This window comes from Neolewinella lacunae (genome assembly GCF_014349155.1).
In the GTDB taxonomy this organism is placed as follows: domain Bacteria; phylum Bacteroidota; class Bacteroidia; order Chitinophagales; family Saprospiraceae; genus Neolewinella; species Neolewinella lacunae.
This window is the reverse complement of the sequence record NZ_JACSIT010000034.1, coordinates 1-13,307: the sequence shown is the minus strand read 5'-3', so window position 1 is coordinate 13,307 and position 13,307 is coordinate 1. Positions and strand designations below refer to the sequence as shown.

The following is a 13,307-nucleotide window of genomic DNA, read 5'->3' as shown; positions in this document are numbered from 1 at the left end:
AGGACCAATGATGGACATCCGCATCACGCTGGCGCGTAAGAAGACGGAACTGGAGCAGATCATCGCTCTGCAAAAAAGCAATCACCTTTCTGCCGTATCCGAAGGGGTGGCGCAGGAGCAAGGCTTTGTCACCGCCGTTCACACCCTCGACGTGTTGACGCGGATGAACAACGCGGCGGCCTCCGTCATTGCCAAAGACGGCACGCGTGTAGTAGGCTACGCCCTGACGATGAAGCGGGAATTTGCCGAAGACGTGCCCGCCCTGACCGAGCTGTTTGAACGCAAAGACAATGCCACTTACAACGGCGTACGGATGATTGACGCGGGCTACTTGGTAATGGGGCAGGTGTGCGTAGCGGAAGAAGCCCGGGGCCAGAAACTGGTGGACCGGATGTACCGCTACATGCGCTCCTGCTACAGCCTGCATTATCCTTACCTGGTGACGGCCATTGACGCCCGCAACCTGCGCTCGCGCCGCGTACACGAGCGGGCGGGTTTTGAGGAGCTAGACCGCTTTACCGGGGCCAGTGGTAAAGACTGGTTGCTGGTGGTGTGGAATTGGCGGGAGTGAAGGGGGGGCGAAGTGAGTTTTGCGAATTGTTAAAGTGCCCCGCTTAGCATTTTTTTTGCGTTAAATGGGTTGGTGTCCTAATTTTGAAGACATCTGATCACCAGGGGTATGGTTAGGGCAAACGCTCCAAAAACGCTCACCCCGCAAACCCTCTCGCATGCGTGCTCTTTTATGTATCCCTTTATTTTCTTTGTTCCTCTTCGCTTGTGGGGGAGCTAAAACGCTAACCTCCATCTCCTCTCAGTACGAGCCCCTTGCAACGGGTGAAGTCGAGACTTTGGTTTCCCAAGCCAACCGCGGAAGACCCGCTAGCCCAGATGATCCAAACGCCGCCTTTCAGCGCAACGCAGTGCTGGAGAGTTACCGTGGCTTTGATGAGGAACAGCAATCCCCTTTCCTCCGGATGGCAATGAAGGAAAACCAGGGAGGAGAGTTGGTGCGAACGGCCATCTTTGAGGTGCAACTGGACGAAGCAATGGATTTTCCAACCCACCTCGAAAATGTCAAGGTGGTTTTTCTGAAAAACCAATTGATTATTGACGACCTGGCGGGAAAGAAAGTCTACTATTTCCACGTAAATACCACGGGTAAAGATGAGGTGATTGCCAATTTACCCGTGACGAACGCTATTGGGATTGGTTTAGCCAAGGGTAGGGGGCTAGCGGCAGAGGACCTACACAAACGCAGCATTTAATGCGTACCCTGCGCAACGCAAGAAATGTGAGGGCGGCAACCAACAATAAGTGCAGCTGCTAATTCTTGCCGAGAAAATTTTGGGATGCCTGTGGATGATCTATCCATAGGTATTCTCGTTGGTGATCAGCGGCTATCTACCCCACGGGTTCCAGCCCCATCGCTTCGGCGGCGGCGAGCATCCGTTTTTTGGCGGCTTCGAATTCGTTGGGGATTTCGCCGTCGAGGATGGCTTCGCGGACGGCGTCTTTGCTGAGGCCTACCTGGCGGCTGGGGGGGATGCCGAAGGTTTCCATGATGAACTCGCCGGTGATGGGGGGCTGCCAGTTGCGCAGGGTGCTCAGTACAACAGGCCAAACAACCACAGCGGAATGATGCGCTGCCCGACGCTGCTTTCCACGTCCCGCACCACGAAATGGTTAGCGCCGGGGCCGATCTGTTTACTGGACTTGTTTGGTCCTCCAACCTCAAAAAGGAAATGCGTTTCCTTATCCAGCAAGGCAAAATCACCAACTTTTGGCAGGCGGATTTCCGGTGGTAAAATATGGGATTCGTAGGTGGTATGAAGCAACTGGTTTAAAAAGAAGGTTTCCCGCAATGTGCCGACCTCAACTTGACCGGGAGCAAGGGCGTGCATGAGGTTCGGATTGTTGAGGTAGATCTTATCGGGTTTGGTCAGGAAAGAGATGCCTTTTGCTTCACTGCGCAGGGTGCTGATCAGGTCCGATTGTTCTAGCAGGTGAAGGTACTGAAGGATGGTTTCCCGTGCCATGCCGAGTCGCTCCCCCAGTTTAGCGATGTTGGGGGTAAAGGGTACGGATGAGGCAATAGCGTACAGCAAGCGGCTAATTTTCTGGTAGTCCACCCGGCCCGTCTTGATTACCGCGGGGAGATCGCTATCGAGCACCAGTTGAATCATTACGTTGACGCGGCGCAGATAGCCCGCCGGGTCGGCTAACATAAAAGGATAGTACCCTTCTTGCCAGTAACGCTGCAAGAGCGGGAGGGGATGAAATCCCGTCAGGCCGAGGTGTTGTTGGACGATAGCCTGATGGTGCTGTAAAATATCCGAATAGGTGTAAGTTGGTAATTCAATGCCGTGTACTAAAATGAGGTACTCCCGAAAGGATAAGCCCGGCACCCGAAACTGAAGCGCGCGCCGGCTCAGGTCCGCTTTCTGGTCGAGGATGCGAATGGCCGCAGATCCCGTAAAGGCGATGCGCAGTTCGCCGTGGTAGAGATCGTAAGCCTGTTTAAGTTCCTGGGCCCAGGTTTGATAACCGTAGCGGTGTACCTCGTCGAGAAATAGATAGCGGCCTCCCTGTTCGACAAAGGAGACGATGAAGTCAAGCAAGCGATTTTCCTGGAAATAAAGATCCCCAAGGTCCACGTACAGGGCGGTTTCCGGCGGCAAGTCAAGCACTTTGAGCCGTTGGAGCAACAGGGTGGTTTTTCCTACACCCCGTGCGCCAAGTAGTGCCGTGAGGTTGCCTTCCCAGTCGATATTGTGGTAGAGTGGCCGGACAAAGTCCAGGCTTACCCGCCTGGCCGCAGCAGCGCTCAATAGCTTTAGTCTGTCCATTTTCAAGTCAGTTGACTTGGAAAACGTTTAGTTGTTCAAGTTGGTTGACTTGAAAAAGTGCTCGGTAGAGCTGTAATTTGCGTTGCAGTACTTCGTGCACTCAGTTTAGCCTTTGATCCCTCTCCCTCGGTCCCTCTCCAAGGGAGAGGGATGACCTTTCGAGCTAAATTTTGGCAAAGAGCAAAATTTTATTTCGCCAGGGTAGCTTTTACAACCAGTAGAGGAGGGTTTCCCCTTGGTTGTAGCAGGATAGTACACTAGAAATGACTAAACTAAGAATTGCTGTCGGTGGGTCATATTCCGGCTACTTCCGGTAGCTGGAGGGTAGGGCAGGGGCGAACCCGTTGGAACGGCTCAGCGGTAGTGGGCTTGCGTTCTTCACCACTCTGGTGCCGGGCTTGCTCTTTTTATCCGCCAACTGGTTCCAGCCCCATCGCCTCGGCGGCGGCGAGCATGCGGGTTTTGGCGGCTTCGAATTCGTTGGGGATTTCGCCGTCGAGGATGGCTTCGCGGACGGCGTCTTTGATGAGGCCTACCTGGCGGCTGGGGGGAATGCCGAAGGTTTCCATGATGTACTCGCCAGTGATGGGGGGCTGCCAGTTGCGCAGGTGATCCTGGGCTTCGATCTCGGCCATGCGCTGGCGGAGGAAATCGTAGTTTTCCCGGAAGGTTTTGACCTTGACGGGGTTGCGGCTGGTGATGTCGCTCTGGCAGAGGGTCATCAGGTCGTCAATGTCTTCGCCGGCATCGAAGAGGATGCGGCGGACGGCGGAATCGGTGATTTCTTCCTGGGTAAGGGAGATGGGCCGCTGGTGGAGGGCGACGAGCTTTTGGACGTACTTGAGTTGTTCGTTGGGCAGGCGCAGGCGGCGGAAGATGCGGGGCACCATGTTGGCTCCTACGGCGTCGTGGGCGTGGAAGGTCCAGCCCGCCACATCTTCCCAGCGTTTGGTTTTGGCCTTGCCGATGTCGTGCAGGAGGGCAGCCCAGCGGAGCCAGAGTTTATCGCTGCGTTCGGCCAGGTTATCGACCACTTTGATGGTATGGTAGAAATTGTCTTTGTGCTTGCGGCCGTTGCGGGTTTCGACGCCGTGGAGGGCGGCGAGTTCGGGCAGGACGTAGTTGAGCAAGCCCGTATCGAACATCAACCTGAGGCCGACGCTGGGTACGGGGGAGAGCAGGATCTTGTTGAGCTCGGTAGCGATGCGTTCCCAGCTGATGATCTTGAGCCGTTCGCTGTTGTCGCGGATGGAGCGGAGGGTCTTAGGATCGATTTCGAAGCCTAGTTGGGCGGCAAACCTTACGCCCCGCATCATGCGCAGCGGGTCATCGCTGAAGGTCTTGCCGGGCTCCAGCGGGGTGATGATGCGCTTGGCTTCGAGGTCTTCCAGCCCGTTGAAGGGGTCGATGATGGTGCCGTAGTCGTGCTCGTTGAGGCTGATGGCCAGGGCGTTGATGGTGAAATCGCGGCGGTTCTGGTCGTCGGCCAAGGTGCCGGATTCTACGGTGGGCTTGCGGCTGTCGGAGCGGTAGCTTTCCTTGCGGGCGCCGACGAACTCGATTTCCAGGTCGCGGTACTTCAGGGCGGCGGTGCCGAAGCGCTTGTAGACGGTGACGCGGCTGCGGGGGTGCAGGCTATCGCCTACGCGCTGGGCCAGTTCGATGCCGCTGCCTACGCAGACGATGTCGAGGTCTTTGCTCGGCCGGGCCAGCAGGCGATCACGCACGTAGCCGCCCACGACGTAGGTGGGGGAGCCCAGCGCGGCGGCGGCCTTGCTGATGACCTCAAAGATCATCCTCTCATTATCGCGGATCTGAAATATCATATCGGGGGGCGAAGATAAGGGCTGGTCAGGACTTGCCGCCTGGCCAGAAAAGCGCCCTGAGGGGGCCGAAGGTTGCATATCTACCCGGGCGGGGCCTTCTTTTTTTTCTTCCGGCGCAAGAAGTTCTGGCCGTTTCGCTCGTTAATTATTAGTTAAACAGGGGGTGGGGTAGGGGGAGTGATTTTGGCTTAAACGTTTGAATAGCAGTATTTTGCGGGCTGAATCGAAATATTAAAGTTGTGGCCCCTGAGTAACTTCGCCAGCGGGCGAACGTCTTTACCTACAGCCGGTCCGCGGGGCCGGAATTACTTTTGGACCCTAAAAAAGAACCACGTCATGCGTATCCGTACTTCCCTTTTCATCCTGCTGTTTGCCGTTTTGGGCTTCACTTCCACCCTCGGAGCCCAAAAGATTGCCTCCGTGGACATGGAGCGCATCCTCAGCAGCATCACTGAATACCAGGACGCCCAGGAGCAACTGGACCAGCTGGCCGCCAAGTGGCAGCAGGAGATCAACCAGCAGTACGACGCCATCAAAGGCATGTACAACAAGTACCAGGCGGAGCAAGTCCTGCTGAGCGAAGACCAGCGCAAGCAACGCGAAGACGAGATCATTGCCAAGGAGAAATCCGTTCGTGATATGCAGCGTGAGCGCTTTGGCCCCGAGGGGTCGCTGTTTGCGCGCCGGCAGGAACTCGTCAAGCCCATCCAGGACGCCGTTTACGAAGCCATTGAATCTTACGCCACCACCCGGGGCTACGATTTCATCTTCGACCGGGCGGGCAGCGCAGGCATCATCTTCAGCAGCCCCACCTACGATAAGACGGACGACATCCTCCGCGCCCTCAAAAACTAATCATCCCACCAACCGTCTGGCCCATCCAGACCTCTTTCTCACGCTTTAACGGGTGCTGCAATTATGTTACCTTTGCGCCCCGTATTTAAGACAACTACTCCTCAACCAACGCAAACAATGAAAAAGCTCACTCAAATCGCACTGGTAGCCGTCCTGGTTTTCGCCGCCGCTGCTACGGCTTCGGCCCAGAAGTTCGGCTACGTCAACTCCGCCGAGATCCTCTCCGAGCTGCCCGAGATGAAGGCGGCAGAGTCTAACCTGGAAGGCCTCCAGAAGCAGCTTCAGAAGCGGGGCCAGGCGATGGTCCAGACCTTCGAGGCCGACTACCTGGCCCTCCAGCAGAAAGTACAGGAAGGCACCCTGGCCCCCAAGCAGCAGCAGGAAGAAGCCGCTAAGCTGGAAGCCCGCCAAAAAGAAATTGGCGACTTCGAGCAGCAGATGGTAAAAGACCTCCAGGATAAGCGGGCCGAACTCCTCGAGCCCATCTACAAATCCGTCAACGAGGCCATCGCGGCCGTCGCTAAGGAAAAAGGCTTCCTGTTCATCTTCGACCAGCAGGTACTGCTCTACGGTGAAGAATCTGCCGACGTCAGTTCCGACGTAAAAGCCAAGCTCGGCCTCTAAACCGCCCTGCGCTGGTTGCGCCCGGCCGGGGGAAACCCCGCTGGGAAGGCGTGACTTGCCGAACCCGAAACCTCCTTCTTTTCGGTGATGCAGCCCATTCCCCGCAACTATTTTTCCGGAACCATCGGAGTCTTCGACTCCGGCATTGGCGGCCTCTCGGTCGCCAATGCTGTTTCTGGGCTATTGCCGGCGGAGTCGATGCTCTACGTGGCCGACAATGCGCGGGCGCCCTACGGGCCACAGCCTGCGGAAAATATCCTCGCTTACAGTCAGGAGATTACCCGCTTCCTGCTGGCGGCGGGGGCGAAGCTCATCGTGGTGGCCTGTAATACGGCAACGAGCATTGCCATCGACGCCCTGCGGGAAGGCTTCCCGGAGGTGCCATTCGTGGGCCTGGAGCCCGCCGTGAAGCCGGCCAGTACGGGCGAGCGGGTGGGGGTTTTGGCCACCGCCGCCACGCTGGCCAGCCCGCGCTACCACGCACTGCGGGCACGTTACCTGCCGGAGCGACCGGTGCTGGAAGATCCTTGCCTGGGGCTGGTGCCCCTTATTGAGCGGGAAGCGCCGGGCAGTTTACTGTTGCGGGACAAGTTAGAAAGCATCCTCGCGCCCATGTTGGCGGCGGGCATCGATACCCTGGTGTTGGGCTGTACGCATTACCCGATGGTGCTGGAAGACATCCAGGCCGTGTGTGGGCCCGGGGTGCGGGTGATTGACCCCTCGCCCGCTGCGGCCCGGCAGGTACAGCGCTTGCTGGTGGAGCGGGGGCTCGGCCTTCCCTTGCTCTCCCCCTTTGGGGGTCGGGGGGATGTCTTAACTCCTCCCTTCGGGGGGCCGGGGGGGAGCACCTGCGGCCGCGCCCATCACTTTTTTACCACCGGCAGCAGCCTGCCCCTGCAACGGTCGCTTTTGCGCCTGCCTGAGTTGAATGCGGGGCGGCGGGAGGTGGTGCCTTGGTTTCGCTTTGCTAATGAGTGACCGCCGTAGGCAGCAGCGTAGCTAATGCGTGAATGGGTGAATGAGTGAATGAGCTGCCGCACGCGATAGGCGAGATAGGAGAGGCAGGCGAGGCAGGCGGTGAAACAGTAGGGCAGAGTTAACCCCTTTCCCGGAGCATGAAATACTGCGAAGCAAAAGTCCCGGATGTGGGTATCCCCTCCCGAAAATTCTCGGCTGAGGGGAGAGACACCCGAAACCTGTACATTCGGGTGGGGACACCCTCAACCAGACTTTAGTGTATTCCGAAAACCCGTATCAACATGGAAGGAAAAGCATATTAAAGTAAGTCATAATGAGGTAGCGTTAGCTATCCGCCTCATCGGGCAGCAATGCGGTAGCCTGCCTCGTGCGGTAGCCATTCACTCATTCGCTCATTCACGCATTCGCTCATTCACGCATTCACCCATTCACGCATTCGCTCATTACCTTAGCCCCCATGAATGAGCAAAGACAAATGACGCTGGCGATGCTGCGCGCGACCCGGAACAACATCCTGGGCATTTACAACAGTTACGATTACGACCACCTCAACTCCATTCCGGCCGGTTTAAGCAACAACCTGCTGTGGAACGCGGGCCACGTGATGGTGACGCTGGACCTGCTCACCTACGGCCTGGCGGGGCTGCCGCTGCCCTCCGACCCGGGCCTGGTGGCGCGCTACCGCAAGGGCAGCCGCCCCGACGGGCAGGAGCCGGAGAGCGATTATGGCCTGATTGGCGAGAGTCTCCTCCACCGCGTCGATCGGCTGGAAGAAGACCTGCAAAGCCTGGATTTTTCCAACTTCAAGGTGTACACCACCAGCTTTGGTGTGACCCTGCACAACATCGACGAGGCGCTGACCTTCAACAATATGCACGAAGCGATGCACCTGGGCACTATGCTGGCCCTGCGTAAGCTCTTGTAAGCCCCACGCGGCCGAGCAATAAATCTCGCAATCCTTTCGTATCTTTGCGACGAAACAAGACTAAAAAAGACCAGGCCGCAAACGTGTGGCTGCCGCCGGTCGCAAAGCGGACCACCGGCGGGAGTAAAGAAATGCAGCAGCGCCAGCGTTGGTGTTGCCTGGTGCGGAGCTTCCCGTGCCCCATCCCTCCCCTCCTTGCCAAGGCTGTTTTGTCTGTCTCTCGCGGGCCCAATGGGTGCCGTGCGCTTCCTTTTTGTCCGGCCACTGCCGTTTTTTAAGGATGGGCGCGGCCGCAGGTGCAGGGTGAGGCATCCCCCCCCAACCCCCCGAAGGGGGGAGCCAGGGACGTCCGACCCGCCCTTCCGAAGGGGAATCCCCCCGGAAGGAGGGGAGTTCGCGAACCAACATTGAATAATTAACCAAGTCATTCTATACAACAATGGGTAACAAGACCCCAATGACGGTGCGCTTTGATCTGCCAAACGGGCGGGAAGTCACCATCGAAACCGGCAAACTGGCCACCCAGGCCGACGGTGCAGTAGTAGTAAAGTGCGGCAACACGATGTTGTTCTGCTCCGTAGTTTCTGCCCACAGCGTGCGCGAAGGGCAAGACTTCTTCCCGCTCAGCGTCGATTACCAGGAGAAATTTGCCGCCGCTGGCCGCATTCCCGGGAACTTCTTCCGCCGCGAAACCCGCCTCAACGACTACGAGATCCTCATCAGCCGCATCGTCGACCGGGCCATCCGCCCGCTCTTCCCTAAGGGCTACATGTTCGATACCCAGGTCATCATCAACCTGATTTCCCTCGACCCCGAGGTGATGCCCGACGCACTGGCCGGCCTGGCCGCCAGCGCGGCACTGATGGTTTCGGACGTGCCCTTTGCCGGCCCCATTTCCGAGTGCCGGGTGGCGCGCATCGACGGAGAGTACGTCATTAACCCCGACCGGAGTGCGCTGAAAAATGCGGACCTCGACGTCATCGTTGCTGCCGATAAGGACAACATCATGATGGTGGAAGGGGAAGCCAAAGAAGTGGACGAAGCGGCCCTGCTCGGTGCGCTGAAGGCCGGCCACGCCGCCATCAAGCCGATGTGCGAGGTGCAGCTCAAACTCCGCGAGATGGTTGGGGTTACCACCCGCCCGGTGGAGGAGCCCGAAGACCTGGAAGAAATGATTGCCTACGTCGAAGGCAAAGTCAAAGACGCCGTGATGGAAGTTTCCCGCGCTGGCCTCGATAAGAAGACCCGCAAAGATTCTTTTGGCCAGGTGAAGGAAAACTTCAAAGCCGCCGTGCTCGAAGAAAAAGGCGAAGAATGGGTGGCGGAAAACAAAGCCCGGATGTCTGCGGCCTACGACAAGATCCAGAAGAAGACCATCCGGGCCATGATGCTCAAGGAGAAGAAGCGCCTCGACGGGCGGGCTTTTGACGAGATTCGTCCCATCTGGACGGAGATCGACTACCTGCCCTCCGCCCACGGCTCGGCCATCTTCAACCGGGGCGAAACGCAGTCGCTCACCAGCCTTACGCTGGGCACGAAGACCGACCAGCAGATGGTGGACATCGCCCACGAGAACAGCTACACCGACTTCATCCTGCACTACAACTTCCCCGCCTTTTCGGTAGGGGAGTCTAAGCCCATGCGGGGTCCCGGCCGCCGCGAAGTTGGCCACGCCAACCTCGCCGCCCGTTCCATCCGGCAGGTACTGCCCGCCGAGATGACCCACACGATCCGCATCGTTTCCGACATCCTGGAATCCAACGGTTCCAGCTCCATGGCTACGGTCTGTGCGGGCTCCCTGGCCCTGATGGACGGTGGCGTGCAAATCACCCGCCCCGTTGCCGGTATTGCCATGGGCATGGTGGCCGAAGGAGGTGACATTGCCATTCTTTCCGACATCCTGGGCGACGAAGATGCCCTGGGCGATATGGACTTCAAACTGACGGGTACCGAAAAGGGAATCACCGCCTGCCAGATGGACATCAAGATCGACGGACTGCCCTACGAGCAACTCGAGCAGGCCCTGGAGCAGGCCCGCGTTGGTCGCCTCCACATCCTCGGCGAGATGAACAAAACCATTGCCAAGCCCAACCCCGATCTGAAGCCCCACGCTCCGCGGATCGTGAAGCTGATCATCGACAAGAGCTACATCGGTGCCGTCATCGGACCCGGCGGTAAGATCATCCAGGAGCTCCAGGAATTGACCAAAACGACGATCAACATCGACGAGATCGACGGCAAAGGCCACGTCTCCATTGCTTCCAGCAACAAGGAGAACATCGAAGACGCCGTTGCCCGCATCAAGAAGATCACCTTCACCCCCGAGGTGGGCGGCGTCTACACCGGAACGGTCAAAACGATTGTGCCTTACGGCGTATTCGTAGGCTTTGAGGGTGGCAAAGATGGCCTGCTCCACGTCTCAGAAATGAGCCACAGCCGCATTGACAACGTCGAGGACGTCTTCCAGGAAGGCGATGAAGTGACCTTCAAGATCGTCGACATCGACGAGCGCACCGGCAAGCTCCGCCTGAGCCGCAAAGCCATCATGCCCCGTGCTGACGGCAGCATCATGACCGACGAGGAGCTCGAGGAAGAGCGCCAAGCCAGCAAAACCCGCGAGCGCGGTGACCGTGGAGACCGCGGTGATCGCCGTGGTGGTGGCCGCGACCGTGGTGACCGCGGCGACCGTCGCAGTGGCGGCGGCGGTGGTGGTGGCCGCGATCGTGACCGTCGTGATCGGCGTGATTAATCGATCCTTACCGGCACTTCGGTGCTGTTGCTAAAAATGACAACGAGCGCTCTGGGGGATTTCCCTGGGGGGCTCGTTGTCATTTTGGGGGGGTAATTTTTGATGTATGGCTGTCTATGTTAGACTCCCAGTAAGTTGGCGTCCGACCAAAAGGATGGTATGTTAAAATTTTGTTAAAGGTAATTTTTTTTGCCACCTGATGTTTAATCTCTATTTTAGCTTTCGAGCTTCACAATACCGAGGAAGCATATTGTAATCGCGGAAATTATTTTGGTGCTTAATTTCTAAGGGGCTTGGTTGCCTTGAAGTAAAAATTGTAGTCTTTTAGATTTTCGCTATTAATTCACTAAAACTTATAAACCTGTTTTATGAAAGTTGCTAAACAATTATTGCTAGTTTTCCCTTTGCTTTTACTTACCAGTTACCTCAATGCCTACATAAGTTGTGAGTGCGGCACCCACTCTAGCGGAATCACCGCTTACACCGTGTCCGGAAGTGGTTGTTGTTCAGGCAGTGTAGTTGGGAGTGGAGTTCGACACACTTATGAGGAAAACGAAGGCGTGTGGTCAGTCACGGGGTCGACCATAGTAAGTGGGGCAGATGCGCAAAGTGATTGCTGTGACGTCGCTATTCCTCCAATAGGTCCCGATTAATTCATTCCAATGAGGGCCGTCTGATTTACTGGCACCCAATTAGAATTATTGAGAATCCCATCTCTACTAATCTCTTATACCATAAACCGAACAATTTAATATGTGATGGTTTAAATTTACTAACATTTTTTTGTTTGGCTCAATTAAAAATTCATGTTTTATGTTTAAATCTAATTTGCTTTACCTTTTCGTTGCCAGTGTGCTTGCCCTTTCCCTTTTTTCGTGCGAAAGCGAAAACTCAGTGACGGAAGGTACTGTACTTTCGGATGATATTTCTCCGGTACTGGGTTTTCCTGAGCGGATCCCCGCAGATTCCAAGCTTAACACTCTAATGATGTCGGGACAGACAGATTGGGGTGCGTACGATAAACTTTATCGAGAGGATGTTCTTGCTCAAAGTAAGGAAGTCTACTTTGATAACCTCCAATGGGCTACGATTTCTTTTTTGATGGAGAATACTGACTTTTTAGCGAGCGCTCCGACAGAAGACCAGTTATTCTACCTAACTGAAATTTCGCATCGGGACTTTGTTAATCAGCCAGGAGTGGCGGTCTCTCTACTAAAAAAGTTACAGAGTAGCGGAATAGATGGCAGTAAATTGGCAAGCGCGGCTCGTGAAATTTTGGCCAAAAACAAAAATTTTCTTACTGATGAAAATTATAAGAAGCATGAAGAATTAAATAGTGATGCGCTAAAGGAGCTCTTTGACTTTGGTTATGACCGTTGGGCCAGAGAGAAGTAACTTGACTGCTAAAAAGATTGAAGGGGCACCCGATTAGGGTGCCCTTTCGTGTTTAGAGACATGACAACTATACTCTGGTTCCCTAATTACGCTGAACAAAATACAATAGTCGAATCCATAAGTTTTGTCAAAAGTCGGAAAGTAATGTATTAGGGGCATATTTTCTTGTCCCATTTCGCTAGGACCTAGTTGATTTGAAATATATTCTGTCTAACGTTAAGTGGATTCATAATTCTCTTTTCATTATTGATGGCCATAGCGAGGACCCTGCACTGTACTTATAGTTGTTTGCGTAGCTGGACTGATTCTCTGATTCTGAAAAGGCGGGGGCTTTCACCGGGGGCTCACATCGCTCTAGCATCCTGTACTTTGCACCTGCGCCCGCGCCCAAAAAAACCTTATCTTCGTCTCATGCTGCTGCTCCGTTTGCTGTTGTTGCTCGTTGTTGGGCTGGGCCCGCTGGGGTTCTGGGCGGATGGTGACATCAACGAAACCACCCCCGGCTCCACCACCCTGGGCTACAAGCCAGGGCTCCCCAATTATACTTACGATACCTACGGAAACGGAAACCTGAGAACCGACCCCAGCCGGGGCATCACCATTACCTATAACCACCAAGACCTGCCCACCAGCATCGTGTGGGCCAATAACCAGCGGCTGGACCTCACCTACGATGCTGCGGGCACGCTCCTGAGGCGGGAAAAGAAAACGAGTTTTGGGAGCCCGGAAGAAACGCGGGATTACGTCGGGGGTATTGAATACCTGCAAAATGGCGTGGGGGCCAAAACCCTCGAATCCATCCACCACGCCGAGGGGCGCATCCGCTTCACGGGCGCGGCCCAGGAATGGCAATATGTGCTGACGGACCATCTGGGAAATACCAGAATAATGTACGCCGACCTGAACAACAACGGCATCCCCGAGGTGCCGAGCGAGATTATTCAGGAGGAGCATTATTACCCATTTGGGATGAAGATGACCGGCCCCTGGATGGGCGCGACCGCAGGTGCAAAGTCCGCCTACCAATACAACGGCATTGAGCACCTGGACGCTTTTGACCTGGACGTAAACATGGCCCTCTACCGGACGCTGGACCCGGTGGTGGGGCG

General features: G+C 56.0%; 10 protein-coding genes and 2 pseudogenes. 9 read left to right on the top strand and 3 right to left on the bottom strand.

What is annotated here, in order from left to right:
• The first annotated feature begins 7 nt into the window (after positions 1 to 7).
• Positions 8 to 571 (top strand): GNAT family N-acetyltransferase, encoded by a 564-nt coding sequence (locus H9S92_RS00545; protein WP_187464778.1) that lies wholly within the window; start codon positions 8 to 10, stop codon positions 569 to 571.
• A gap of 157 nt (positions 572 to 728) precedes the next feature.
• Positions 729 to 1,265, top strand: coding sequence for a hypothetical protein (locus H9S92_RS00540; RefSeq protein ID WP_187464777.1), 537 nt, complete (start codon positions 729 to 731; stop codon positions 1,263 to 1,265).
• Positions 1,266 to 1,401: 136 nt separating this feature from the next.
• Here the strand turns inward: H9S92_RS00540 and H9S92_RS00535 are convergent.
• The 3 genes and pseudogenes from H9S92_RS00535 to H9S92_RS00525 form a co-directional block, all read right to left on the bottom strand.
• Positions 1,402 to 1,599 (bottom strand): annotated as a pseudogene (locus tag H9S92_RS00535) (tRNA nucleotidyltransferase); the annotation flags it as partial.
• Positions 1,600 to 1,604: 5 nt separating this feature from the next.
• On the bottom strand, positions 1,605 to 2,846 hold the full coding sequence (locus tag H9S92_RS00530; protein WP_187464776.1) for an ATP-binding protein: 1,242 nt from the start codon (positions 2,844 to 2,846) through the stop codon (positions 1,605 to 1,607).
• Between the two features lie 407 nt (positions 2,847 to 3,253).
• A complete protein-coding gene (locus H9S92_RS00525) occupies positions 3,254 to 4,672 on the bottom strand; it encodes a CCA tRNA nucleotidyltransferase (RefSeq protein ID WP_187464775.1) in 1,419 nt (472 codons plus the stop codon).
• A gap of 336 nt (positions 4,673 to 5,008) precedes the next feature.
• Between H9S92_RS00525 and H9S92_RS00520 the strand changes: the two genes are divergently transcribed.
• The 7 genes and pseudogenes from H9S92_RS00520 to H9S92_RS00490 form a co-directional block, all read left to right on the top strand.
• Positions 5,009 to 5,527 (top strand): OmpH family outer membrane protein, encoded by a 519-nt coding sequence (locus H9S92_RS00520; protein WP_187464774.1) that lies wholly within the window; start codon positions 5,009 to 5,011, stop codon positions 5,525 to 5,527.
• Positions 5,528 to 5,644: 117 nt separating this feature from the next.
• The gene (locus H9S92_RS00515) at positions 5,645 to 6,151 is read left to right on the top strand and encodes an OmpH family outer membrane protein (RefSeq protein ID WP_187464773.1); all 507 of its coding nucleotides are present in this window, start codon (positions 5,645 to 5,647) and stop codon (positions 6,149 to 6,151) included.
• Between the two features lie 87 nt (positions 6,152 to 6,238).
• Positions 6,239 to 7,129 (top strand): glutamate racemase, encoded by an 891-nt coding sequence (gene murI, locus H9S92_RS00510; RefSeq protein WP_187464772.1) that lies wholly within the window; start codon positions 6,239 to 6,241, stop codon positions 7,127 to 7,129.
• A gap of 457 nt (positions 7,130 to 7,586) precedes the next feature.
• Complete coding sequence (locus H9S92_RS00505) at positions 7,587 to 8,054, top strand: DinB family protein (RefSeq protein ID WP_187464771.1); 468 nt, start codon at positions 7,587 to 7,589, stop codon at positions 8,052 to 8,054.
• A gap of 439 nt (positions 8,055 to 8,493) precedes the next feature.
• Positions 8,494 to 10,803, top strand: a complete 2,310-nt coding sequence (gene pnp / locus H9S92_RS00500) for a polyribonucleotide nucleotidyltransferase (RefSeq protein WP_187464770.1) — start codon at positions 8,494 to 8,496, stop codon at positions 10,801 to 10,803.
• An 813-nt stretch (positions 10,804 to 11,616) separates the two neighbouring features.
• Positions 11,617 to 12,198 carry a hypothetical protein gene (locus H9S92_RS00495; protein WP_187464769.1) on the top strand — a complete coding sequence of 194 codons (582 nt, stop codon included), beginning with the start codon at positions 11,617 to 11,619 and terminating at the stop codon, positions 12,196 to 12,198.
• Positions 12,199 to 12,609: 411 nt separating this feature from the next.
• Positions 12,610 to 13,307 (top strand): annotated as a pseudogene (locus tag H9S92_RS00490) (hypothetical protein); the annotation flags it as partial.

What these genes read in the sequence shown, in the direction of transcription:
- H9S92_RS00520 (WP_187464774.1), top strand. Translation starts at nt 5,009, where the DNA reads ATGCGTATCCGTACTTCCCTTTTCATCCTGCTGTTTGCCGTTTTGGGC.
- H9S92_RS00530 (WP_187464776.1), bottom strand. Translation starts at nt 2,846, where the DNA reads ATGGACAGACTAAAGCTATTGAGCGCTGCTGCGGCCAGGCGGGTAAGC.
- H9S92_RS00540 (WP_187464777.1), top strand. Translation starts at nt 729, where the DNA reads ATGCGTGCTCTTTTATGTATCCCTTTATTTTCTTTGTTCCTCTTCGCT.
- pnp (WP_187464770.1), top strand. Translation starts at nt 8,494, where the DNA reads ATGGGTAACAAGACCCCAATGACGGTGCGCTTTGATCTGCCAAACGGG.
- H9S92_RS00545 (WP_187464778.1), top strand. Translation starts at nt 8, where the DNA reads ATGATGGACATCCGCATCACGCTGGCGCGTAAGAAGACGGAACTGGAG.
- H9S92_RS00495 (WP_187464769.1), top strand. Translation starts at nt 11,617, where the DNA reads ATGTTTAAATCTAATTTGCTTTACCTTTTCGTTGCCAGTGTGCTTGCC.
- H9S92_RS00515 (WP_187464773.1), top strand. Translation starts at nt 5,645, where the DNA reads ATGAAAAAGCTCACTCAAATCGCACTGGTAGCCGTCCTGGTTTTCGCC.
- H9S92_RS00525 (WP_187464775.1), bottom strand. Translation starts at nt 4,672, where the DNA reads ATGATATTTCAGATCCGCGATAATGAGAGGATGATCTTTGAGGTCATC.
- H9S92_RS00505 (WP_187464771.1), top strand. Translation starts at nt 7,587, where the DNA reads ATGAATGAGCAAAGACAAATGACGCTGGCGATGCTGCGCGCGACCCGG.
- murI (WP_187464772.1), top strand. Translation starts at nt 6,239, where the DNA reads ATGCAGCCCATTCCCCGCAACTATTTTTCCGGAACCATCGGAGTCTTC.